The sequence below is a fragment of the Micromonospora yongxingensis genome (genome assembly GCF_052601155.1).
Window position 1 is genome coordinate 127,521 of the sequence record NZ_JBQXEO010000019.1, and the last position, 21,758, is coordinate 149,278.

Below are 21,758 nucleotides of genomic sequence, written 5' to 3' on the forward strand. Positions count from 1 at the left end.
GTCGGTGCCGGCGGTGACGGCGACCGATGCCTCCGTTTCCCCGCCGCCGCCGGTGCTGGACCTCCCGGCGCCCGCGTGGACCGACCCCGAGGACGCCTCGTGACCAACCAGCGCACCACGGCCCCGACCACACCGGCACGCCCGCCGCACGCGGGCGCGCCCGTGCCCGCCGCGCGCACACCCCTGCGCGGCTCTCCCGCGGTGACCCTGATCGCGATGTGCCTGGGGGCGATGATCACGTTCCTCCAGATCACCGCGACGGTTTCCGCCCTGACCACGATCCAGCGGGACCTGCGCGTCGATCCGACCACCGTCATCTGGATCCCCAGCGCCTACACCCTGGTGGTGGCGAGCCTGGTGCTGTCCGCCGCCACACTCGGCAACCGGTACGGGCGCAAGCGCATGTTCAGTGCCGGCGTCGTCGCCATGATCGTTGGCGGCGCCGTCGTGGCCGGCGCCCCCACCGTGGCCTGGGTCATCGTCGGCCAGCTGCTCGCGGGGCTCGGCGGGGCCCTGATCCTGCCGAACAGCCTGGCGATCCTCGGTGCGACCTTCACCGACCCGCACCGACGCACCGAGGTCATCACCGCCTGGTCCGCCGCCTCCGGCATCGGCCTCGCGGCCGGCCCGCTCATCGCGGGCGCCCTGCTGCGCCACCACCAGTGGCACAGCGTCTACGTGTCCACGATCGTGCTGGGCGTGATCACCCTCGTCGTCGCCGCGATCGGGGTGGTCGAGTCACGACCGAGCGCCGGCCGACTCGACGTGCCCGGCCTGCTCCTCGGCACCGTCGCGATCGCCGCCGCCGTCTACGCCCTGATCCAGGGCGGCCGGGACGGCTACACCAGCCCGCTGGTGGCCACGACGTGGCTCGTCTCCGCCGCCGCGCTGGTCGGGTTCGTGCTGGTCGAGCTGCGCACCGGTGCGCCGATGCTCGACGTGCGGCTGTTCCGGTCCGCGTCGTTCAGCGCCGTCATGCTCGTCGGCGCGGTGTCCCTGTTCGGCTTCACCGGTGTCGCGATCCTGCTCGTCATGTTCCACGAACGCGCCCAGGCGCTCAGCCCGCTCGACACGGGCTGGCGGATGCTCGTGCTCTTCGGTGTCTACGTGCTCGTCGCCTTCGCCGCCGGGCGGGCGATCCGCCGTACCGGGTTCAAGGCTCCGCTGACCGCCGGTCTCGTCCTCGGTGCTCTGGCCAGCTTCGGTCTCGCCGCTCAGGGCCCGACCACCCCGTTCGGCCACCGTTGGCCGTTGCTCGCGCTGTTCGGTGCCGCCAGCGCCCTGGTGGTGGCCCCGGCGACCGCGGCGGCGCTCGCCAGCGTCGCGCCCGCCCAGGCCGGCATGGCCTCCGGTGCGGTCAACGCCGCCCGCCAGCTCGGTTCGGTGCTCGGCGCGTCCCTGCTGGGCACGCTGCTCACCACCACGATGCTGGCCGACCTGCCCGAGCGGCTCGCCGCCCACCAGGTGGACGAACCCACCCGTACCGCCGTGCAGTCGGCGGTGGCCGCCGGCGCCACCGGCGGCCAGCAGTTGCCCGAACCCGTGCGGTCGGCGCTCGCCGAGGCCCTGACCGCTGGCGTGCAGGCCGGGCTGTGGGTCAACGGCATCGTCTTCCTCGCCACCGCCGTCCTCGCGCTCGCCCTGGTCCGCAACCGGCCGCACCAGCACTAGCCGGACCGATCGGCGGGTCATCCGCCGATGGTGTTCAGGTCCTCGATCGCGTCGGCGGGCAGCGTCAGGTCCGCTGCGGCGACGTTCTCCCGCAGGTGCGCCAGGGTCGAGGTGCCGGGGATCAGCACCGTGGTGGGCGAGCGCTGGAGCAGCCAGGCGAGCGCGACCTGCTGGGGCGAGGCACCCAACCCGTCGGCCACGGCGTTGAGCGTGTCGGACTGCAGCGGAGTGGACCCACCCAGAGGGAAGTACGAGGCGAACGCGATGTTCTCCGCCGCGCAGCGGTCGACCAGAGCGTCGTCCTGCCGGTTGGCGAGGTTGTAGAGGTTCTGCACCGTGACCACCGGTGCGATGGCCTGGGCCTCGGTGAGCTGCTCGGAGGTGACGGTGCTGAGCCCGAGGTGCCGGATGAGGCCCTCCTCGCGCAGCTCCGCCAGGGCCCCGATGGGCGCCTCGTCCGGGCCGTGCGCCGCGCGGTCACGGGGCGGGCCGACGACGTGCGGGCCGGCCATGCCGCCGTAGCCCATCCGGCTCAGGGTGAGGCCCTCGGCAAGGGTCAGGGCGCCGCCGGGAAGAGTCGCGCTCATGTCGTCCTCCATCCAGTCTGTGGAGGGATATGCGGCTGACCGGGAGATCCCCGTTCAGCGCGCACTGACGACTGTGCGTCGACATCCGGTCGGCTGGCAGGTCGAGGTGTTCCTGGTAGTGGCACGGCCAGTCACCGGCGGGTCGGGGGAGGTGCCGCGTCGGCGACCGCTCAGGGCTGGTGCTGGTTCGGGACGGCTCGGGTGGGGATGTGCTCGTAGCGCTTGCGCATCGCCTCGCTGGCGGCCGGGCCGGCGGCGAAGACGAAGTTGCTGTCGTCGAGCGGACGCCCGGTGACCCGGTCGACGATGACCGGGTCGGCCTCCACGCCGGTGTTCCGGTCGACCAGGATCATGCTGCGCTCGCTCGGGTCCAGGCGGGAGTTTCCCCAACCGGCGAGGGCGACCACGACGGGTCGCAGGCTGCGGCCGAGGTCGGTGAGGACGTACTCGTAGCGGTCCGGCCTGGTCTGGTAGCGGCGCCGTTCGAGCAGCCCCTGCGTGGTGAGGGTCTTGAGCCGGCTGGTCAGGATGCTGGATGAGACGCCCAGGTTGGCCTGGAACTGGTCGAACCGGGTGTACCCGTCGAAAACATCGTGCAAGATCAGCAGCGTCCACCACTCGCCCACGTAGCCCAGTGCCGTGGACAGCGGGCATTCGCGGTCCTCCAGCCGGATCTTCCCTGCCACGGAGTTGCCCTCTCCCGAGTCGGTGCTAGTGTCGAAGTCAGTAGGTTCTGTTTCAGAAGCAACTATACGGCGTCCCCACGACGCCCGCTTCGTGCTGCCCAAGACAGGGGTGACGGATGTCCGGAACATCGTCCGCGCGGGACTCGCTACAGGGGCGTCGTGCCCTTGTGACGGGCGGAACGAAGGGTGCCGGTGCGGCGATCACCGCGCGACTGCGTGAGGCCGGCGCGGACGTGTGGGTCAGCGCCCGCACCGCGCCCGACGGCATGAATTCCGCCGACCGGTTCATCGCCGCCGACACGTCCACCCCCGACGGCGCCGAGGCGGTGGCGGAACGGCTGCTCGACGCGGGTGGCGCCGACATCGTCGTGCACGTCGTCGGCGGATCGCACGCCCCGGCCGGCGGCTTCGCCGCGCTCACCGAGCAGACCTGGATGGAGGAACTGAACCTCAACCTCCTCGGCGCGGTCCGGCTCGACCGCCGCCTCGTTCCCGCGATGATCGAGAAGCGCTCCGGTGCGATCGTGCACGTCACCTCGATCCAGCGCCGCAAGCCGATGTACGAGGCCACCCTGGGGTACGCGGCCGCCAAGGCGGCGCTGACCGCGTACAGCAAGGGTCTGGCCAACGAGGTCGCACCGCACGGCGTCCGGGTCAACAGCGTCGCGCCGGGCTTCATCCAGACCACCGCCGCCGACGCGCTGGTCGACCGCCTCGCCGCCGGCAACGGCGTCGACCGCGACACCGCCCTCGGGCAGTTGATGGACTCCCTGGGCGGAATCCCGCTGGGGCGTCCGGCGCGGCCCGCCGAGGTGGCCGACCTGGTGGCCTTCCTGGTCTCCGACCGCGCCTCGGCCATCGTCGGCGCGGAACACGTCATCGACGGCGGCACCATCCCGACCGTCTGACCGTCCCCTCGGAAAGGACATTCACCATGACCGTCAGCCAGAGCGCCCCGGCCATCGTCCGCCGCTACTTCGAGCTCGCCGGCCAGCCGGATCACGAGGACTACTTCGCCCTCTTCGCCGCCGACGCCGTCGTCGAGGACGAGTCGACCGAGTACCGCGGCATCGAGGCCATCCGGCGGTGGCGTCGCGACGTGCCCCTGGTGTCGTACGAGATCACCGACATCGAGGACACCCCCGCCGGCACCATCGTGACCGTGACGATCACCGGCGACTTCCCCGGCAGCCCGTTCGCCGGGCTCCGGTACCGCTTCAGCGACTACGACGACAGGGCGATCCGGGTGCTGCGTATCGCGCCCTGACGAGCATCACGCCTGGCACGCGCCGTGGCCGCCACCGGGTCCGGGCGGCCACGGCCAGCGGTGCCGGTGCAGCCCGGCGCCGCGAGGGCGTACGGTGAACATGTCGCCCGGGACCCCCGGTGGCCGCCAGATGCCGTCGCCACCAGCCCACCAGGGGCGTTACCGATCGTAATCCCCAGCTCCGCGACTTGTTGGTCGTGTTGGTTCGGCGGCCTAACCAGGGAGCAACCGGATGATCGCCAGGCACAGGATCGTCAGCGCACTTCGCGACCGGGGCCAGCAGGCCAGGGCCGACTGGGTCGAGCGCGAACTGCCGGAGCGCGTGGACCCGGCCAAGCACTCCGGTCTGCTCGCCACCCTGCATCTCGATCCGGCCGACCTCGCCGACGCGCAGTGACCGTCTACGGGACGATCGCGTCCACGTAGCCGCCGTCGACGCGGACGGCGGCGCCGGTCGTGGCGGAGGCGAGGGGAGAGGCGAGGTAGGTGACCATGTTGGCGATCTCCTCGGGCTCGATCAGCCGCTGAAGCAGGGACTGCGGCCGGTGCAGGCGCATGAACTCCCGCTGCGCCTCGTCCCACGGCAGGCTGTCGCCCATGAGCCCGGAGATGAAGTCCTCGATGCCTGCCGTGTGGGTCGGCCCGGCGAGCACCGAGTTGACGGTCACGCCGGTGCCGGCGGCGGCCTTCGCGAACCCGCGCGAGACGCCGAGCAGGGCCGTCTTGGAGACGCCGTAGTGGATCATCTCGGCGGGGATCACGACCGCCGAGTCGCTGCCGATGTACTGCACGCGCCCCCAGCCGCGTTCCATCATCGCGGGCAGGTAGGCGCGGGTCAGCCGGACGCCGGCCAGCACGTTCACCTCGAAGTAGCGACGCCACTCGTCATCGGAGATCTCCAGCGCCGGCGTGGGCCCGAAGATGCCGAGATTGTTGATCAGAATGTCGACGGTGGGCAACAGGTCGAGGGTTCGCGAGGTGCCCTCGTCGCTGGACACGTCGGCGTCGACCTCGATCACTTCGGCGTCGGGAACCTCGCTCCGCAACGCCACCGCCGCCCGCTCCACGCTGGCGGCGGTACGACCGTTGACCGCGACCCGTGCCCCGGCGCGGGCGAGCGCGACGGCGATGGCGGCGCCGATGCCCTGGGTCGAACCGGTGACCAGCGCGGTCCTGCCCGCGAGATCGATGTGCACGGTCATGACTGTCCTGTTCGTTCGCGACTGCGAGGCCACCCGGGTCGGGGAACCGCTTCCGGCAGATTCGACCGTAACGGTGCCGGCCGGCCCCGGCACAGCTCACCTCAACTCAGCTCCACCAGACCCAGGATCCGAGTGGGGGCCGGGGACCCGCCAGCCGGCTCGTTCGACACCCCGAACGACCCCGCGGCGGCGACCGGTCCGATGACCGTGGTCGACTCCCTGGCGCCTTCGGGAAGTCGCCCCACCGAGCGGGCCGGCTCGGTGCCCCGGATGAGCCACAGCTCGTAGACCCGCCCGGGGCCCGGCTCGGGCAGGTCCCGCAGCAGCACCACACCCCGGTCCCGGTCGCGTGACACCACCACGGTCGCGGCGCCCCCTGGTTCCAGCGACTGCTCGAAGACCCGGGCGTCCCCGGCGTTGAGCACGTCGGCGACCTGTCGGGCCTGCTGGCTGCCGGCCTGCTCGTCGCTGATCCGGTCGCTGCTCACCGACCAGGTGACCGCGCTCGCGCCGCCCGCGACGACGACCGCTGCGGCCGCCGCCACGGCGAACTGCCGCCACCGCCGCGCCTTCGGACCGACGTTGACGGCACCGGCGCCGACACGCAGCTGTGGAGTCCCGGCCGCCTGTGCCAGGGTCCGCTCCCGCAGCCCTGGCGGAGTCGCCCCGGCGACCGTGTCGTCGGCGAGCCGAGCGGCCGTCTCGCGAAGTTCGGCAACCTCCAGGCGGCACGGTTCACACTCGGTCAGGTGCCGCTCGAACGCGGCGCTCTCACGGTCGTCGACCGCGTCGAGGACGTACGCGCCAGCGAGGGTGTGGATGTCGCCGCTCATGCCCGCCCCTCCAGATCGATGCCCAGGCAGTCCCGCATCCGGATCAGCCCGTCACGCATCCGCGTCTTCACCGTCGGCAGCGGGGTCTCCAGCCGCTCCGCGACCTCACGGTAGGTGTGGCCTCCGTAGTAGGCCAGGGTCACCGCCTCCCGCTGCACCGGCGTCAGCCGACCCAGGCACCGGCGGACCTGCTCCCGCTCCAACCGGGCCGTGACGTCCTCGACCACCTCGTCGTACGGGACGTGCGACGCGGTCGCGGCGACCTGCCACGCGCGGTTGGTGTGGGCCTGCTCGGAGCGCACCCGGTCCACCGCCCGGCGGTGCGCCATCGTCAGGATCCACGCCGAGGCCGAACCACGCCCGACGTCGAAGCGGCCGGCGGTGCGCCACACCTCGACCATCACCTCCTGCGTCACCTCCTCCGCCTGCGCAGGATCCCGAACCACCCGGCGGGCCAACCCGAGGACCTTGCCTGCCACGGCGTCGTACAGCGCCGCGAACGCCGCCTCGTCACCCCGCGCCACCCGAGACAACAGCTCATCGGCGTCCGGTGGGCCCGCGGCGTCGGGCGGCACCGACCGCAACCGCCGCGACTGTTCCCCCTCACCGCTCATTCTCGGCATGTCCTTTCCGGTGATCGTGACGGTTCGGTGTGCCGCCGAAGGCGGATCCTGCGCTTCAGGCGGGATGAGCGTGAGCGAGGCGCGCGTAGACGACGACATTGTCGCGATAGTGCTGCGTGGCGTCGTCGAACTCGCCGCCGCAGGTGATCAGACGCAGCGCCGCGTGGTCGGTGGCTCCGTACACCTCGTCGGTGGGGAACCGGTCCTTGGGATACTGCTCGACCCTGGTGACGGTGAACATGGCCGTGCTGCCGTCCTGACGGTCGACCGTTATCGCGGCCCCGGCGGCCAACCTGCCCAGGTCGAAGAACGTCCCTTGGCGGCCCTTCCAGTTGACGTGGCCGGCCAGCACGGCCGGCCCGAGAGCGCCGGGCATCGGCGCCCTGGTGAACCAGCCGACGTCGGTGGCGCTGTCCGGGACCTGCATCGCGCCGTCCGGCTGCAGGCCGAGGGCGACCGTTGCGGCGCTGGCCTTCAGCGACGGGATCGACACCCGCATGGGCGGTGAGCTGGCCATCAACGGTCCCGACGTCAACTCGCCCGGGCGGGTGGCGGGGGCCGGTGACGCGTTCGCGGCGGGTGCCGCCGCTGACGCGCGGGGGCGTGGCGGGTCGGGTTCCCGGCCCGCGACGGCGGCGCCGATCGTCACGGCGGCGGTCACGGTGAGGATGCCGGCCACCGCCGGGAGCGTGAATCGCCCCTGGCGGCGGCCGGCCGGCACTGATGGGTCGCCGGTGTCCATCCCGAGTCCTTCGACTCAGCGCTCGCCGGCGAGGCGGCGGCGCGCGGCGACCGCACCGGCCGCGCCGAGCAGCGCTAGGCCACCGATGGCGTACAGGGTCATCGGCGTACCGGAGGTGCTCCCATCGCCGGTGGCGACGCCGCCGGCGGGTACGGAGCCGGCGGCCGCGCCGCTGACCATGCCGCACGTCGCGGGGTCGGTGGCCTCGGCGGGGATGCCGTTGACGCCGACGGACTTGGCGAACGTCGACTCGCCGAGCGCCTCCATGTCGTACGTGCCGTTGTCGTTCGCGTCGATGCCGTGCTGCACGAGGTGCAGGTCCTTGAGGTGCTCGATCGTGCCGGCGGGCAGCTCGGCGGCCGGGATGGTGCGCTCGTAGCTGAGATTGCCCTGCGCGTCGGCCTTCGGCATCCGGTCCACGGCCAGTCCGCTGGCCTTGGTGGTGTCCCCGGTGGTGGTCAGCGAGATGAAGATGTCCCCGTACATCTTCAGGCCCTCCTCGGTGCTGACGTAGCCGTTGCCGTTCGCGTCGGCGGACTTGTCCGGGCAGTGGAAGTCCATGCCGTTGGCCGCGCCGTGCACGTGCTGTGCGTGCGGCGAGTTCGGCGTCATGCCCTTCGACCGGATCATGACCTTCAGGTCGCCGCCACCCGTCGCGGTCAGCGTCGCGGTGCCGGTGGCACCGGTCTCATTGAGGTCCTGCAACTGGACCTGCACGCTCTCGTCGGCGTGCGCGACACCCGGGAGCGCGAGGAACAGTGCGGCCACGGGCACGGTGAGCAGGGCTCGGGACAATCTCACAACAGATCTCCGTCTCCGCCGGTACGGCGTTGGTGCTCAGGTGCTGTCGTGAGGGATTCGTCGCCCAGCGCCCACCGGATTGGTGCCGGACCGGACCAGTTCCGCAGCGAAGGCCAGCAGTTCCTGCTGCCCGTTGCATGGCCGCCGAGTCTGGGTGCCGACCAACCAGAAAACCTCTGTCGAATCGCCTAGATATTCTCGGCAGCATGGGTTAGCCTTCTTGGAGTCGAGAGCAGAGCTGCAAAAGACGCAGAAGGACGCCCGGCCGTGAGGTCACGACGGGCGACGGGATACCGCAGGTGAGGCCAGGGCTTTTTCAGGGCTTCGCCTGATGTCCACCGTGATGTGGGGCCATGAAGTCGCGTGGGCCCCGACACCGGTGGACAGCACGTCAGCAGAGGAAACAGCAAGTAGAGGAAAGGGAGGGCCCGTACACCGTTGGATCGCCCGCCCGTCGGCCGTCATTCAGGCCGGGCGGACACCGCAGTCTCCATCGAACGAGAGGTGGTCTCCGGTCACGCATATGCGATCCTCGCACCCGATGCCTGTTCAGTGGGCCGGTGCGGATACGACAAGCCGACGTTCCTGTCGGCAGATGGTGTTCTGACCCGTAAGCCCTGGGCCCCGGCGCGTAAGCGCCGGGGCCCTCGACGTGGAGGTGACATGGGGCTGAACCCCGATGACATGTTCGGCGACGACGACACTCCGGCCTACACCATCGGGCAGGCCGCGGAGATGCTCGGCACCACGCAGGACTTCCTGCGCCGCCTGGACGAGGCGAAACTGATCGACCCGCACCGCTCAGCTGGCGGGCACCGCCGCTACTCCCGCTATCAACTGCGGCTGGCCGCGCGGGCCCGGGAAATGGTCGACCAGGGCACCGCCCTGGAGGCCGCCTGCCGGATCATCATCCTCGAAGACCAGCTCGAGGAAGCCCTTCGGCAGAACGAGCAGCGGCAGCACGGGACGTGACGGCACGGATGGGCCAGGGTGCTGTGCGGTGGCCCACCGGATCAGTCGCGCTGATCCCCGTTGTCGCTGTCCTGCGCCGTCGGCCGGGACGCCGTCACCGCGAACGGGTGGCGTAGCCGCCGCATGGCCTCCTCGCTGCCGTCGAAGGTCGCGCCCTGGCCGTCGGGCGCGTCGGCGGTGGCGGTGGCGAGAAACAACACCGGTCGATCACTGTTGTTCGATGTCATGCTTGAGTCCTGTCTTGAGCAGAGGGGCGCATCAGGCCGTCGGCAACTCCTGCCGCACAACCTTGCGATAGTCCCGGCGCTCACACTGGCGCCAGAGCACGGTGTCCCGATCTCGGGCGAGCGCCCGGCGACACCAACACGCCGCACCATACCCGGCGTCGATTTCCGTAATCCATTCCGCTGCCAACGGTCTCCGATCAGGAGGCGGTCAACGCGCACAGCGCGAGCGCCCGAGGATGAGTGCAAAAGGAGTGAGACCCATGTCGCCAACCGGTCGAGGACTACCCCACGTCGGGTTGGTCGTCGCGGCCCGACAGGGCGACCAGCGCGCGCTCAACGATGTCGTGGCGGCCTCCCTCCCGCTGGTCTACAACATCGTCGGGCGGGCGCTCCGCGGCCACGCCGACGTCGACGACGTGGTCCAGGAGACGTTGGTACGGGTGATCCGGTACCTGCCCGCGCTCAACGACCCGGCGGCGTACCGGTCCTGGCTGGTGGCGATCACCATCCGTCAGGTACGTGACTGGGAACAGCGGCGACGCCTCGCACTCAACCGCGACGCCAGGCTCGACGCCATCCACAACGTGCCCGACCCCGCCTCGGACTTCGCGGGGGTCACCATCCTCCGGCTCGGTCTCACCGACCAGCGACGCGAGGTCGCCGAGGCGACCCGCTGGCTCGACCCGGACGACCAGGAACTGCTCTCGCTCTGGTGGCTGGAGGAGACCGGCGTGCTCGCGCGGACCGAGGTCGCCGACGCGCTCGGCCTCTCCCCGGGGCACGTCGCCGTGCGGATCCACCGGATGAAGGAGCAGATCCAGAGCGCCCGGGCGGTCGTCCGCGCGCTGCGGGCACAACCCGGCTGCCCGGACCTGCGCGCCGCGGCTGCCGGGTGGGACGGCACCCCCAATCCGCTGTGGCGCAAACGGCTGGCCCGGCACGTCCGGGAATGCGCGTCCTGCGGAAGCCTGGGCACCCTCGTACCGATCGACCGGCTGCTCGCCGGCATGGCACTGCTGCCGTTGCCGGCCAGCCTCAGCGCCCACTTCCCGAGCGCGGCCGTTCCCCCGGCTGCCTCGCAGGCCGTCGGGTACCAGCCCTCGGACCTGACGGCCGGGCACACCGCCGGGACCACCCCTCCCGGCGGTGTGCCCGCAGATGCCGGTGGCGGAGACAAGCTTGTCGATCTGGTGGTGAGCCGGCCCCGCGGCCTGCTCCCGTCGCTCGTCGGCGGTGTCGCCGCCGTTGCCCTCGCCATCACCGCGTTGGTGGTGATCCGACCGGACGATCCGCCCGCACCCTCGTGGGCCGTGCCGCCGGCTGCGCCACCCGCCGCCATCCCCTCGGCGACCCGAGCACCGTCGCCGAGCGCGCGACCCTCGTCGAGGGCTCCGGTCGCGCCGGCGGTCAGCTCGGCGCGGAAGGGCGTCGGGGTGTGGAACTTCGCCGGGGCCAGTCAGGCGCTGGCGAGCTCGAAGGCCGGCTGGTATTACACCTGGGGCACCCAGCACTCCGGGATCACCACTCCGCAGGGCGCGACGTTCGTACCGATGATCCGTGGCGCGGAGAACGTCACCGCCGCCGATCTGGCCCGGGCCAGGGCGGCCGGGCCGTACCTGCTCACGTTCAACGAGCCGGACCTGCCCGAGCAGTCGAACATGACGGTCGAGCGGGCGCTGGACCTGTGGCCGCAACTGATGGCGACCGGCAGCAGGCTGGGCAGCCCAGCGGTCGCCTGGGGTGCCGCCGACGCGCAGGGCTGGCTGGACAGGTTCATGACGGGGGCCAAGGCCCGCGGCCACCGGGTGGACTTCATCACCCTGCACTGGTTCGGTGCCGACTTCACCACCGCCACGGCGGTGGCCCAGCTCAGGCAGTACCTGCAGGCCGTGTACCGGAGGTACGGGAAACCCATCTGGCTGACCGAGTTCGCGCTGATCCGCTTCGACGGCGGCAGCCAGCAGTTTCCCAGCCAGGAGCAGCAGGCGGCCTTCCTCACCGCCGCCACCGCCATGCTGGGCCAGCTCTCCTACGTGCAGCGATACGCCTGGTTCGGCCTAGCCGCCACCGACAAGGACCGGTCCGGGCTGTTCAGCGACGGCACCGAGGCGACGCTGGTCGGGCGGGCGTTCCAGGCCGCCCGCTGAGTGCGGGACACCGCGTCAGGCCGGGTGGTCCGCCTCGAACCGGGCGCGCGTCAGGAACGCGAGCTGGGCGCGCTTGTCCGGCATGTCGATCTCGGACCCGAAGGAGAAGCCCTCCCTCTCCAGCCGACGAAGCGCGAGCTGATTGCGGACGTCCGGCTCGACCACGATCCGCTGGGCGGCGGGATCACGGAACAGGAAGCGGGCGAGCGCGGGGCCGACGGCGGTGGTGAGGCTCTGGGCGAGGCGCTGGGCCGGGCTGAGCAGCAGGTGCATCCCGACATCACCGGGTTGGACCGCGTAGCGCTCGCCGACCGGATCCGCCTCGGGCTGGTACGTCTGGAAGAGGCCGACCGGCTCCGCGTCGATCAGGATGAGGTACGCGTGGTGCGTCGGCAGGCTGTCGACGAACGCGTAGATCTCGCGTACCTCTTCCAGGGTGTGTGACCCCATGCCCCAGAAGGAGTTGCGGGGCAGGGTGACCCAGCTGTGCAGCAGCTCGGCGTGCCGGTCGGGTTCCACGGTCACCAGCGACAACTCGCCGAGGCCCGCGATCTTCTCCTGGTATGTCATGTGGCGCCGTCCTTCGCTGCGGATTGGTGGGTGGGCCTGCGGCGCGAAAGCGAGGGGGTTGCGTGTTCCGTCGAGCGGCCAAGTTAGGTTACCCTCCCCTAACGAAGGCTGACCTTACCTGGAGGGGTGCGTGAAACGGAACTGGGAGGCCCTGGTCCTCAAGGCCATGGGAGGCCGGGACTTTCGGTTGACCGTGCTGGGCACCGAGTCGGTCGACGGGCACTACCAGCGGCTGCTCCTGGACGGCGGCGGGCTGCTGGAGGCGTGCGGGGTCCACCCCACCATGTGGATCCGGCTGTGGTTCGACAACGACGGCCGGGCGCACCAGCGCGCGTACACGCTGGTGGACCCCGATCCCGCCACCGGTCGGTTCAGCCTCGAATTCGCCATCCACGACGGCTGCGCCGCCCGCTGGGCCACCACCGCACAGGTCGGCGACACCATCGGCGCCACCGTCCAGGGCAGCGCCTACGAACTGCCCGACCCCGCGCCCGAGCACCTCTACCTCATCGGCGACGCGGCGTCCCTGCCCGCGGTGAACAGCCTGCTCGACGCCGGCGCCGACATCCCGGCGACGGTCTGGCTGGAGTACGCACACGAGGGCGAGAAGGCGCTCACTCCGCGCGCCCGCGCCCACCACGACGTCACCTGGGTGCCCCGCCAGGACTCCGGTCAACACCTGGTCGACACGGTGTGCGCCAACCTGCCTGCCAGCGACACCGCCCACTACTGGGTGGCCTGCGAGGCGGCCAGCACCCGCGGCATCACCCGGCACATCCGCCGAACCCTGGGCGTCGACAAGGGCAGGCTGACCTCCCTCGGCTACTGGAAAGCCGCATGAGGGGTCGGCTCGGCACCCTGACCGCGCTGTACGTCACCCAGTACCTCGGCATCGGCTTCATCACCGTCGGGCTGACCGCCATCCTGCGTGACGGCGGCACCTCGCTGGACACCCTGGCGTTGCTGCAGATCGTCGGCTTGATCTGGCCCATCAAGTTCCTCTGGGCGCCGATCCTCGACAGGTACGGCTCCCGCCACCGCGGCCACTACCGGTCCTGGCTGCTCGTGCTCCAGGGTGCGCTGGTGCTCGCCCTGCTGGCGCTGCTGCCGTTCTCCCGCCCGGCCGACGCGCTCGGCCCGGTCATCGCCATCTGCGCCGTCTACGTCTTCTTCTCCGCCACACAGGACATCGCCGTGGACGCGGTCGCCGTCCGGCTGCTCACCGACTCGGATCGGGGGACCGGCAACGGCATCCAGGTGGCGGCGAGCTACCTCGGCAACCTGCTCGGTGGGGGCGCCTGCGTGCTGGTCTACGACCGGTTCGGCTGGGTGCCGGCGATCGGCCTGCTGGCCGCGCTGACGGCCGTCGGCCTGCTGGTGGTGTGGCGTTTCCGGGAGCCGGCCCGTACCGATCGGGTGGCCCGGGTCGGCGAGGCGTACCGGGCGCTGCTGTCCGTGTTCGGTCAGCCCGGTTGCCGGTGGTGGACCTTCGGCGTGGTGCCGTTGGTCTACGTCGGTGCCGGGATGGCGTACGCCCTGGTGACGCCGGCCCTGGTCGACGCGGGCTGGTCGTTGGGCCGGATCGGCGTGGTGACGGGCGTGGTGACCAGTGCACCGGCCATCGTGGCTGGTCTGGTGGCGGGTCTCGGGATCGGGCGGTTCGGGCGCGCTGGCGTGCTGGTGGCCGGCGGCGTGGCTCTCGCGTTGTCGACGATGATGCTGCTGCCGTTGATGGACGGCCGTGCACCGCTGGCCGGGACCGTCGCCGCGCTCTGCTGTTTCATGGCGGCCTACACGATCGCCAACGTCGTGCTCTACACGGTCAACATGGACTATTCGCGACCGGGTACCGGCGGCACGGACTTCACCGTCCTGTCGTCGTTCGGCCTGGTCTGCTCGTTCGTGGCCGCCTCCGTCGGGCTGGCGGCCGCCGACCGGGTCGGCTACCCGGCGGTGGCGGTCGCCGCCATCCTGTTGGTGGCCGCCGGGGTCGCCCTCGGCCTCACCCACCAGCGGCGGTTCCCCCGCACCCCCGGTCCCTTGGCGGAACCGGCCAGTGAGAGCCCGTCGTCGGACGGCGTGAAGGCTGTGGCGTGACCTCCGATGGCCGGCACGGAGCGGCCGTCGACACGCCATCGGCCACCGTCCAACCGGCCGATACCCCGGTATCGACGCGGCTCCCGCAACGGTGGCTGGTCCTGGCCGTGCTCTGCGTCGCCCAACTGGTCGTGGTGCTCGACAACACGGTGCTGACCGTGGCGGTGCCGGTGCTCACCACCGAGTTGGGCGCCAGCACCGCCGACGTGCAGTGGATGATCAACGCGTACGCGCTGGTGCTGTCGGGTCTGCTGCTCACCGCCGGCAGCGCCGCCGACCGGTACGGGCGCCGCCGCATGCTGCTCGCCGGGCTCGTCCTGTTCGGGCTCGGCTCGCTGGCCGCCGGGCTCGCCACCACCAGCGGGCAGCTGATCGCCGCCCGCGCCGGGATGGGCGTCGGCGGTGCGCTCCTGGTCACCGCCACGCTCGCGGTCGCCATGCAGGTCTTCGACGGCGCCGAACGGTCCCGAGCGATCGGCATCTGGGCCGCCACCAGCGCGTTGGGCTTCGCCGTCGGACCACCGATCGGTGGCACCATCCTCGCTCACCTGCCGTGGGGCGCCATCTTCCTGATGAACGTCCCCATCGTGCTGGTCTGCCTGCTCGCCGGCCGTGCCCTGGTACCCGAGTCCCGCGATCCCGCCGGTGGCCGCCTCGACGTGGTGGGCGCGGTGCTCTCCACCGCCGGCCTGACCGCGGTCGTCTGGTCGATCATCTCCGGGCCGGACCGGGGGTGGGCGTCGGTCGAGGTACTGGGCGCGGCAGTCGTCGGCGCGTTCCTGCTCGGGCTCTTCGTGCAGTGGGAGCGACGCATCGCCGACCCGATGCTGGACATGCACTTCTTCCGGGACCGGCGCTTCGTCGGGGCGATCTCCGGGGTCGTCCTGATCACGTTCGGCGCCACCGGCGCGCTGTTCCTGCTCACCCAGCACCTGCAGTTCGTCCGCGGCTACCCCGCCTGGGAGGCCGGTCTGCGGATGGCGCCGTTCGCCCTGTCCATCGTGCTGCTGAACGTCAGTGGCGTCGCCACCGTCCTGATCCGACGGCTCGGCCTGGCGGCCGCCATCGCCCTCGGCATGACGCTGCTCGCGGGTGGCCTCGCGGTGGTCACCCTCGTTCCCTCCGACGGCTACGGGGTGCTGCTGGGCGGGCTGCTCGTCATGGGTGTCGGCTGCGCGCTGGCCAACCCGGCGATCGTCGAGGCGGTGATGAGCGCGATTCCGGCGGAGAAGGCCGGCGCTGGCGCCGGTGTCGACGGCACCATGACCGAGGTCGGCAGCAGTCTCGGCATAGCCGTGCTGGGCGCCGTGTTGAACGCCCGGTTCGCCGCCCTGCTGCCCGCCGCTCTGGCCGGCGCCGGATCGTTCCCCGCGGCGCTGGCCGCTGCCGGTGACGGGCCGGAGCGGGAGACGGTCACCGCGGCCTTCGCCTCTGCGCTGGAAACCGGGCAGACGGTGGGCGCCGTGGCGGTACTCGTCGGCGGCCTGGTCGCCGCGGGCCTGCTGCATCGGGCCCAGCGCTCGGAGGCGGTGCGTTAGTCGATCCGTGCGCGGCCAACGGCATTGGGAGAACCGGCCGAGTCGCCACATATCCTGACAATAAGGGTAGGCTATCCTAATCGCGACGATCGTCGCCGTCGACGGAGGCCGTATGCGGCTGTACATGACCGCGCTCAATCCCACCGACGCCGTCCTGGAGGGCTTCCTTCCCGCGGCGGCCTCGCTCGGACTGCCGGTCACCGTGCTGACCGACCGGCCACAGCAGTGGCCGGCCGGCCTGCCGGTGGCGCGGTGCGCGATCCGGGACGCGGCAGCGGTGGTCGCGGCGACGGCGGCGGACCCACCGGCGGCGCTACTGTCCAACAGCGACCACCTCCAGGAGGTCACCGCGATCGCCGCCCGCAAGCTCGGCCTGCCCGGCAAGGACCCCGACACCGCCCGCCTCTGCAAGGACAAGGCCGCCGCCCGCCGGGCGATCGCCGCTGCCGGGCTCGACCTGGTCCGCACCGTCGCCGTCGACCCCGGTATCCCACCCGCCGTGCCGGCCGAGATGTTCCCGGCCGTCGTCAAACCCCGCGAGGGGGTGGCCAGCGAGGACGCCTATCTGGTCACCGACCACCGGGAGTTGGCGGCCCGGGTGGCCGAGATCCGCGGCCGGCGGCCGGAGGTCGCACTGGTGGTCGAGGAGTATCTCGCCGGGGAACTGCGGACACACGAGACCCTCGGCGACGGTACGGCGCTGGCCGTCCTCGGCGGGTGGCGTACCCACCTCGGCCCGCCACCGACCTTCACCGAGGAGTCCCTCGACTGGTCGCCCCCACCGGGGCACACCAGCGCCCAGCTTCGAACGTGCCTCGACGCCCTCGGGGTCAGCTTCGGCGCCTGCCACACGGAGTACGTCGTCCAGGACGGCCGGATCCGGCTGATAGAGGTGAACTACCGACTGATCGGCGACCGGATGGACCTGATCCTCGCCGAGTTGCTCGGTGTGCCTCTGTTCGAGTACGTCATCCGGCTGCACCTCGGCGAACCACTGGCCGCCCTCGGCCTGCCCACCAGCGTCGACCGGTACGCCCGGGTGGAGTACGTCTGCGCGGACCGGTCGGGCCGGCTCGCCGCCGCACCCGGCCCGCTGGACACTGTCGACGGTAGTGTCCGGCTGGGCTGCCGACCCCTGCGCGAGGTGGGTCGCACCGCCGAGCGCACCGGCACCAACCGTGACTACCTCGCCGCGCTGCACGGGATCGGCCCCGACCGGAACACCGTCCGGGAGTCGCTGGCCGCCTTCCGCCGTGACCTGCACTGGACCATCGTCGAGTGAGTGACGACTGCGAGCGGGACGTGTTCGTCCGAGTGCTCGACGCCCTGCTGCGCGAGGACCACCTCGGTCTGCTCAGCAGGGGTCGGCCGGACGGCCCCGACTGGTGGGAGGTGCCGCACCACGGCGGGCTGCTGCGGATCCCGGTCCGCGCGGACGGCTTCCAGCAGGCCCTGAGCAGCGCCGCACCGACGATGCTCGTCGTCGTGGACGGAGTCACCCGTCGGACGGACACCGTCGACGGCCTGCTGAGCGTCCTGGGTCCGCACGGAGACCCCGAGGCCGAGGCGGGCTGGCGGGACTTCGGCGCCGAGTGCCGAGCCGACCTGCGGGCGCGTCGGCTGGCCGCCGCAGCCCGGCCACGGGTGTTCGCCCAGGTGGCGGCCGAGCGGGCGATCAGCCCCACGGGCCTGCCGGGAGCACTCCTGGACGACGTGCTCGCGGCGCACCACGGTCATCCCGTCTACCCCACCGACCGCTCCCGGCAGGGGCTCAGCCACGACGAGCTGCTCCGCTACGCCCCCGAGCACGCGCCGCGTCTCCGGCTGAGCTGGTTCGCCGCTTCCGCCGAGGCGGTGCGGCTCACCGGCGACCTCCCCTCCTGGTGGCCACGGGCGCAGCGTCCGGACCAGGTGCTGATGCCGGTGCATCCGCTCATCGCGGCACGCGACGCGCTGACAGTGGCGGACGTGCCGACGTTCTCCGCGCGGCCCACCCTCTCCATGCGGACGGTGGCGCTCGACCACGATCCGTACCTGCATCTGAAGCTGCCGTTGCCGACGGCGAGCCTCGGCGCCCGCAACCGGCGGACACTGCAACCCGGCTCCCTCGCCGACGGTGCGACGGTCGCCGGGCTGCTCGATCGGATCGCCACCGGAGAGCCGGCCTTCGCCGGCCGGATCCGGCACGCCGACGAGGGCACCTACGCCCACGTCGACGGCGACGAGCGCCGCAGCTTTCTGCTGCGCCGGTTCCCGCGCGACCTGGCCGCCGTCCACGTGGTGCCGGTCGCGGCCCTCGCCGCACCCGACCCGGTCGCGGGTACGGTCCTCGAACGGATCAGCGCCGGGCGGCCCGCGGCGTTGCTGGGGTCCTACCTGGACATCCTGCTCGACTGGCACGTCCACCTCTGGCTGCGCCACGGCGTGGCCCTTGAGGCGCACCCGCAGAACATCCACCTGCTGGTGCACCCCGACGGCACGGTCGGCCTGCTCTACAAGGACAACGACGGCGCCCGTCTGGACCTCCGGCACGGCGGCCCCGGCGGGCTCCCGCTGCGGGACGAGCGGATGTGGGCGCGTGACCCGCAGGAACTGGCCGACGTGTTCATCACCATCACCCTGCACCTGGCCGCGGCGGCGCCCCTGATCGCCCTGGCCGCCCGAGGGTTGCGCGTGCCGTCACCGGCCGCGGCGCTGGCGCCCCGGCTGGCCGAAGCCCGTGACCGCTGGGGCGACGGGCCGGCAGCACGATCCTTCACCGAGCGTGTCCTGCAGGCGTCCCGACTACCCATCAAGGCGATGCTCACCGCCGGCACCCTGCTGCCCAAGCAGCGGCTGGGCTGCGCCGACATCAACAAGTACTACCGGCGCACCGGCCCGAACTACCTCCGGGAGACACGATGACGAGCGCACAGTTGCGCTCCCGGCCGGGCGTCGAGACCGGTCAACCCGCCGACCTGGCCGCCGCGCATGCCGTGTTCGGCTGCCTGATGCGCGAGATCGCCCTGCCCGACGGCGACGCGACCGTGGCCGGCGGCACGGCACGTCTGCTGTTGCGGCACCTCGACGTGACGCTGCGCTGCGCCGTCGCGCGAACCTCGCCACTGGGCGCGCACCGCTACACCGGCCCGGTGCAGCGGATGACCGACGGCGGCCGGTGGGAAGACCTGGACGCGGACGGGCTGGCCGGTCTGGTCGCGGCCGAACTGGCCGCCCGTACCGGCCTGGTGAACGACGAGTTCGTCGGGCAGGTCCGGGCCAGCCGCGCCACCGTGGCCCGGCTGCTCGCCGAGCGCCCGGCACAGGACCCCACCCCCACCGGCGAGCCGGCCATCGACGCGTACGTCGACTCGGAACAGTCGCTGGTCTTCGGCCACCCGCACCATCCCGCGCCGAAGTGGCGCAGCGGCGATCCGGACACCTGGCGGGAGTACGCGCCGGAGCTGCGTACCGCGTTCCGACTGCACTGGCTCGCCGTGCCGGACGATCTCGTCGCCGGCGCCGGGCCGTTCGACCCGCTGATCGCCGCCCTCGACCCGCCGCGGCCCCCGGCCGGGCACCGGGTGCTGCCGGTGCACCCGTGGCAGCTCTCGCTGGTTCCGCCCGCCGACCCACGACTGCGCCACCTGGGCGCGGCCGGTGTCCCGGTCCGGCCGACGGCGAGTGTCCGCACCCTCTACGCCCCCGACGCCGACCTGTTCGTCAAGGCCAGCCTGCACGTACGGATCACCAACTGCCTGCGCAAGAACGCGCGGTACGAACTCACCGGCGCGGTCGCCCTCACCGACCTGTTGGCCAGGGTGCCGATGCCGGCCGGGGTCGGGCTGCTCGCCGAGCCCGCCTACCGGACCGTCGACGCCCCGGGCGCGGACGAGGCGTACGGGACCATCCTCCGCACCGGGCTCCGCCCGCACCTGCGACCGGGGGACACCCCGATCCTGGCGGCGGCGCTGGCCGCCGCGCCGCTGGCCGTACCGGATCCGGTGGCCTGGTGGCGGGCGTACGCCGAGCTGCTGGTGCCGGCGGTGCTGCGCTCCTGGCTCAGCCACGGCGTCGTGCACGAGGCACACCTGCAGAACGTGGTCGTGGTGCTCGACCGGAACCGCCATCCGGTACGGATGCTGCTGCGGGACCTGGAGGGGGTCAAGCTGGACACCGATCGGTGGACCATCTGGCCGGACGGCGTCCCACCGCAGGTCGGCTACGGCCCTCGGGACGCTCGCCGCAGGATCGTCTACTGCCTCTTCGTCAACCACCTGGCCGGCATCTGCGGTGCGCTCGCCGACGCGCGGCCGGGTGTCGAGCGGCGGCTGTGGCAGGAGCTGCGTGCCGTCGTCGCGGCGGTGGCCGCCGACCTCGGTGACCCGGCCGAGCTGCGCACGCTGCTGAGCGGGGAGCCGCTGGTGGCCAAGGCGAACCTGCTGGTTCGGTGGCGACGCGACGCCGATCGTGCCGCGCCGTTCGTGCCGGTGCCGAACCCGATGGGCGGGCAACGATGACCCGACCGGTCTACGTCCACGACCTCGACGGGCTGGCCGCGCAGGCCCGCACCATCCGCGCGGCGCTGCCACGGCGGGTCGAGTTGCTGTACGCGGTCAAGGCGAACCCCGACCCGGGTGTGCTGCGCACCCTCGCCCCCGTCGTCGACGGCTTCGAGGCCGCCAGTCGCGGTGAGCTGCGCAGACTGGCCGAGGTGCTACCGGGGCAGGCGCCGGCCGCGTACGCCGGCCCTGGCAAGACCGACGAGGACCTCGCCGCCGCCCTGGACGCCGGGGTGCGCCGCATCCACGTCGAGTCGCCTGCCGAGCTGCGGCGCCTCGGCGCGCTGGCCGTCGCGTCCGGCCGCCCGGCCCAGGTGCTGCTGCGCGTGAACCTGCCGGTGGACGCTCCCGGCGCGAGCCTGGTCATGGGCGGTGGACCCAGCCCTTTCGGGATGGATCCGGCCGACGCGGTGGAGTGTGCCCGCCGCCCACCAGCCGGCATCGAGGTACGCGGAATCCACGCCCACCTGGCCAGCGGCCTGGACGCGCCGCTCGCCGGCGAGGTCGCCGCCGCCGTGGCCCGCTGGTCGGTTACCGAGGTCGGTGCCGCCGAGGTCGACGTCGGCGGAGGCATGGCCGTCGACTACAGCGACCCGGCTGCACGTTTCGACTGGGCGGGCTACGGTCGAGCGCTGGCGAAGGTCCTCGACGCGTACCCCCGTCTGCGGCTGCGCATCGAGCCGGGCCGGTCGGTCACCGCCTACTGCGCGGCGTACCTGACGGAGGTCGTCGACGTGAAGCGCTCCTACGGCGAGTGGTTCGTGGTGGTGGCCGGCGGCACCCACCACCTGCGCACACCCGCCGCGAAGGGGCACCCGCAGCCGTTCACCGTGCACCGGCGGCGGCAGTCCGACGGCCCGCGTACCGACGGAGGGCCGGTCGCCGTGGTTGGGCAGCTCTGCACCCCGAAGGACGTGCTGTCCCGCTCGGCCACCGCCGGGCCGATCGGCGTGGGAGACGTGCTGGCCTTCGCCATGGCCGGGGCGTACGCCTGGAACATCAGCCACCGCGACTTCCTGCTGCACGAGCCGCCGCTGTTCCGTACCGGTGATCCACAGGAGGTGGCCGCGGACTGGGCGGCCCGACCGCTGCGGCCGTGGCCCCGACCTCGGCCGCGGAATGAGCGCTCATCCCGGCGTCCGGACGGCGATCAGGTGGCTCAGTAAGGGGTCGTCACCTGGTACGCAGCGGCGCGAGGGCCCTGCTCCACGTCACGACCTGGTCGAAGGTGGCGTTCAGCGCGTCCCGCTGGAA

Annotated in this window: 22 protein-coding genes; 13 read left to right on the forward strand and 9 right to left on the reverse strand. The window is 72.2% G+C overall.

Features of this window, described 5'->3' with window-relative positions:
• Positions 1-99: 99 nt before the first annotated feature.
• Positions 100-1,671 (forward strand): MFS transporter, encoded by a 1,572-nt coding sequence (locus ACTWLT_RS22300; RefSeq protein WP_445320063.1) that lies wholly within the window; start codon positions 100-102, stop codon positions 1,669-1,671.
• Positions 1,672-1,688: 17 nt separating this feature from the next.
• Here the strand turns inward: ACTWLT_RS22300 and ACTWLT_RS22305 are convergent, their stop codons facing one another.
• Both ACTWLT_RS22305 and ACTWLT_RS22310 read right to left on the reverse strand, forming a co-directional pair.
• Positions 1,689-2,258 carry an aldo/keto reductase gene (locus ACTWLT_RS22305; RefSeq protein WP_445320064.1) on the reverse strand — a complete coding sequence of 190 codons (570 nt, stop codon included), beginning with the start codon at positions 2,256-2,258 and terminating at the stop codon, positions 1,689-1,691.
• 170 nt (positions 2,259-2,428) lie between these two features.
• Positions 2,429-2,944 carry a winged helix-turn-helix transcriptional regulator gene (locus ACTWLT_RS22310; RefSeq protein WP_445320065.1) on the reverse strand — a complete coding sequence of 172 codons (516 nt, stop codon included), beginning with the start codon at positions 2,942-2,944 and terminating at the stop codon, positions 2,429-2,431.
• Positions 2,945-3,060: 116 nt separating this feature from the next.
• Between ACTWLT_RS22310 and ACTWLT_RS22315 the strand changes: the two genes are divergently transcribed.
• The 3 genes from ACTWLT_RS22315 to ACTWLT_RS22325 all read left to right on the forward strand — a co-directional run bounded on the left by ACTWLT_RS22315 (position 3,061) and on the right by ACTWLT_RS22325 (position 4,608).
• Positions 3,061-3,852 (forward strand): SDR family oxidoreductase, encoded by a 792-nt coding sequence (locus ACTWLT_RS22315; RefSeq protein WP_445320066.1) that lies wholly within the window; start codon positions 3,061-3,063, stop codon positions 3,850-3,852.
• Between the two features lie 26 nt (positions 3,853-3,878).
• Positions 3,879-4,211 (forward strand): nuclear transport factor 2 family protein, encoded by a 333-nt coding sequence (locus tag ACTWLT_RS22320; RefSeq protein WP_445320067.1) that lies wholly within the window; start codon positions 3,879-3,881, stop codon positions 4,209-4,211.
• Between the two features lie 232 nt (positions 4,212-4,443).
• Positions 4,444-4,608 (forward strand): hypothetical protein, encoded by a 165-nt coding sequence (locus ACTWLT_RS22325; RefSeq protein ID WP_445320068.1) that lies wholly within the window; start codon positions 4,444-4,446, stop codon positions 4,606-4,608.
• 4 nt (positions 4,609-4,612) lie between these two features.
• Here ACTWLT_RS22325 and ACTWLT_RS22330 read toward each other — a convergent pair whose 3' ends face one another.
• From ACTWLT_RS22330 to ACTWLT_RS22350, 5 genes are all read right to left on the reverse strand, one after another.
• Complete coding sequence (locus ACTWLT_RS22330) at positions 4,613-5,413, reverse strand: SDR family NAD(P)-dependent oxidoreductase (protein WP_445320069.1); 801 nt, start codon at positions 5,411-5,413, stop codon at positions 4,613-4,615.
• A gap of 101 nt (positions 5,414-5,514) precedes the next feature.
• Positions 5,515-6,246 (reverse strand): anti-sigma factor, encoded by a 732-nt coding sequence (locus ACTWLT_RS22335; RefSeq protein ID WP_445320070.1) that lies wholly within the window; start codon positions 6,244-6,246, stop codon positions 5,515-5,517.
• Positions 6,243-6,860, reverse strand: a complete 618-nt coding sequence (gene sigK, locus ACTWLT_RS22340) for an ECF RNA polymerase sigma factor SigK (protein WP_445320071.1) — start codon at positions 6,858-6,860, stop codon at positions 6,243-6,245. The genes ACTWLT_RS22335 and sigK overlap by 4 nt, the downstream gene beginning before the upstream one ends.
• 64 nt (positions 6,861-6,924) lie before the next feature.
• The gene (locus ACTWLT_RS22345; protein WP_445320072.1) at positions 6,925-7,611 is read right to left on the reverse strand and encodes a class F sortase; all 687 of its coding nucleotides are present in this window, start codon (positions 7,609-7,611) and stop codon (positions 6,925-6,927) included.
• Positions 7,612-7,626: 15 nt separating this feature from the next.
• Positions 7,627-8,412 (reverse strand): GVDTG sorting domain-containing protein, encoded by a 786-nt coding sequence (locus ACTWLT_RS22350; RefSeq protein ID WP_445320073.1) that lies wholly within the window; start codon positions 8,410-8,412, stop codon positions 7,627-7,629.
• Between the two features lie 663 nt (positions 8,413-9,075).
• On the opposite strand from ACTWLT_RS22350, the gene ACTWLT_RS22355 reads away from it, so the two are divergent.
• Positions 9,076-9,384: a helix-turn-helix domain-containing protein gene (locus tag ACTWLT_RS22355; protein WP_445320074.1), complete on the forward strand. Its 309-nt coding sequence runs from the start codon at positions 9,076-9,078 to the stop codon at positions 9,382-9,384.
• Between the two features lie 41 nt (positions 9,385-9,425).
• Here the strand turns inward: ACTWLT_RS22355 and ACTWLT_RS22360 are convergent, their stop codons facing one another.
• Positions 9,426-9,611, reverse strand: coding sequence for a hypothetical protein (locus tag ACTWLT_RS22360; protein WP_252415979.1), 186 nt, complete (start codon positions 9,609-9,611; stop codon positions 9,426-9,428).
• A gap of 260 nt (positions 9,612-9,871) precedes the next feature.
• Between ACTWLT_RS22360 and ACTWLT_RS22365 the strand changes: the two genes are divergently transcribed.
• Positions 9,872-11,758 carry a sigma-70 family RNA polymerase sigma factor gene (locus ACTWLT_RS22365; RefSeq protein ID WP_445320075.1) on the forward strand — a complete coding sequence of 629 codons (1,887 nt, stop codon included), beginning with the start codon at positions 9,872-9,874 and terminating at the stop codon, positions 11,756-11,758.
• A 15-nt stretch (positions 11,759-11,773) separates the two neighbouring features.
• Here ACTWLT_RS22365 and ACTWLT_RS22370 read toward each other — a convergent pair whose 3' ends face one another.
• Positions 11,774-12,328: a GNAT family N-acetyltransferase gene (locus ACTWLT_RS22370; protein WP_445320076.1), complete on the reverse strand. Its 555-nt coding sequence runs from the start codon at positions 12,326-12,328 to the stop codon at positions 11,774-11,776.
• Between the two features lie 130 nt (positions 12,329-12,458).
• Between ACTWLT_RS22370 and ACTWLT_RS22375 the strand changes: the two genes are divergently transcribed.
• The 7 genes from ACTWLT_RS22375 (at position 12,459) to ACTWLT_RS22405 (ending at position 21,670) form a co-directional block, all read left to right on the forward strand.
• Positions 12,459-13,169 carry a siderophore-interacting protein gene (locus ACTWLT_RS22375; protein WP_445320077.1) on the forward strand — a complete coding sequence of 237 codons (711 nt, stop codon included), beginning with the start codon at positions 12,459-12,461 and terminating at the stop codon, positions 13,167-13,169.
• Complete coding sequence (locus ACTWLT_RS22380; RefSeq protein WP_445320078.1) at positions 13,166-14,425, forward strand: MFS transporter; 1,260 nt, start codon at positions 13,166-13,168, stop codon at positions 14,423-14,425. The genes ACTWLT_RS22375 and ACTWLT_RS22380 overlap by 4 nt, the downstream gene beginning before the upstream one ends.
• A complete protein-coding gene (locus ACTWLT_RS22385) occupies positions 14,422-15,963 on the forward strand; it encodes an MFS transporter (protein WP_445320079.1) in 1,542 nt (513 codons plus the stop codon). The genes ACTWLT_RS22380 and ACTWLT_RS22385 overlap by 4 nt, the downstream gene beginning before the upstream one ends.
• Before the next feature lie 112 nt (positions 15,964-16,075).
• On the forward strand, positions 16,076-17,245 hold the full coding sequence (locus ACTWLT_RS22390; protein ID WP_445320080.1) for an ATP-grasp domain-containing protein: 1,170 nt from the start codon (positions 16,076-16,078) through the stop codon (positions 17,243-17,245).
• Positions 17,242-18,867 carry an IucA/IucC family protein gene (locus tag ACTWLT_RS22395; RefSeq protein ID WP_445320081.1) on the forward strand — a complete coding sequence of 542 codons (1,626 nt, stop codon included), beginning with the start codon at positions 17,242-17,244 and terminating at the stop codon, positions 18,865-18,867. Before ACTWLT_RS22390 ends, ACTWLT_RS22395 begins: the two co-directional genes overlap by 4 nt.
• Complete coding sequence (locus ACTWLT_RS22400) at positions 18,864-20,462, forward strand: IucA/IucC family protein (protein WP_445320082.1); 1,599 nt, start codon at positions 18,864-18,866, stop codon at positions 20,460-20,462. Before ACTWLT_RS22395 ends, ACTWLT_RS22400 begins: the two co-directional genes overlap by 4 nt.
• Positions 20,459-21,670 (forward strand): alanine racemase, encoded by a 1,212-nt coding sequence (locus tag ACTWLT_RS22405; RefSeq protein ID WP_445320083.1) that lies wholly within the window; start codon positions 20,459-20,461, stop codon positions 21,668-21,670. Before ACTWLT_RS22400 ends, ACTWLT_RS22405 begins: the two co-directional genes overlap by 4 nt.
• The last annotated feature ends 88 nt before the right edge of the window (positions 21,671-21,758 follow it).

Coding starts and splice junctions, on each gene's coding strand:
- ACTWLT_RS22390 (WP_445320080.1), top strand. CDS start 16,076: ATGCGGCTGTACATGACCGCGCTCAATCCCACCGACGCCGTCCTGGAG.
- ACTWLT_RS22325 (WP_445320068.1), top strand. CDS start 4,444: ATGATCGCCAGGCACAGGATCGTCAGCGCACTTCGCGACCGGGGCCAG.
- ACTWLT_RS22405 (WP_445320083.1), top strand. CDS start 20,459: ATGACCCGACCGGTCTACGTCCACGACCTCGACGGGCTGGCCGCGCAG.
- ACTWLT_RS22400 (WP_445320082.1), top strand. CDS start 18,864: ATGACGAGCGCACAGTTGCGCTCCCGGCCGGGCGTCGAGACCGGTCAA.
- ACTWLT_RS22320 (WP_445320067.1), top strand. CDS start 3,879: ATGACCGTCAGCCAGAGCGCCCCGGCCATCGTCCGCCGCTACTTCGAG.
- ACTWLT_RS22360 (WP_252415979.1), bottom strand. CDS start 9,611: ATGACATCGAACAACAGTGATCGACCGGTGTTGTTTCTCGCCACCGCC.
- ACTWLT_RS22365 (WP_445320075.1), top strand. CDS start 9,872: ATGTCGCCAACCGGTCGAGGACTACCCCACGTCGGGTTGGTCGTCGCG.
- ACTWLT_RS22305 (WP_445320064.1), bottom strand. CDS start 2,258: ATGAGCGCGACTCTTCCCGGCGGCGCCCTGACCCTTGCCGAGGGCCTC.
- ACTWLT_RS22355 (WP_445320074.1), top strand. CDS start 9,076: ATGGGGCTGAACCCCGATGACATGTTCGGCGACGACGACACTCCGGCC.
- ACTWLT_RS22315 (WP_445320066.1), top strand. CDS start 3,061: ATGTCCGGAACATCGTCCGCGCGGGACTCGCTACAGGGGCGTCGTGCC.
- sigK (WP_445320071.1), bottom strand. CDS start 6,860: ATGAGCGGTGAGGGGGAACAGTCGCGGCGGTTGCGGTCGGTGCCGCCC.
- ACTWLT_RS22370 (WP_445320076.1), bottom strand. CDS start 12,328: ATGACATACCAGGAGAAGATCGCGGGCCTCGGCGAGTTGTCGCTGGTG.
- ACTWLT_RS22380 (WP_445320078.1), top strand. CDS start 13,166: ATGAGGGGTCGGCTCGGCACCCTGACCGCGCTGTACGTCACCCAGTAC.
- ACTWLT_RS22330 (WP_445320069.1), bottom strand. CDS start 5,413: ATGACCGTGCACATCGATCTCGCGGGCAGGACCGCGCTGGTCACCGGT.
- ACTWLT_RS22345 (WP_445320072.1), bottom strand. CDS start 7,611: ATGGACACCGGCGACCCATCAGTGCCGGCCGGCCGCCGCCAGGGGCGA.
- ACTWLT_RS22335 (WP_445320070.1), bottom strand. CDS start 6,246: ATGAGCGGCGACATCCACACCCTCGCTGGCGCGTACGTCCTCGACGCG.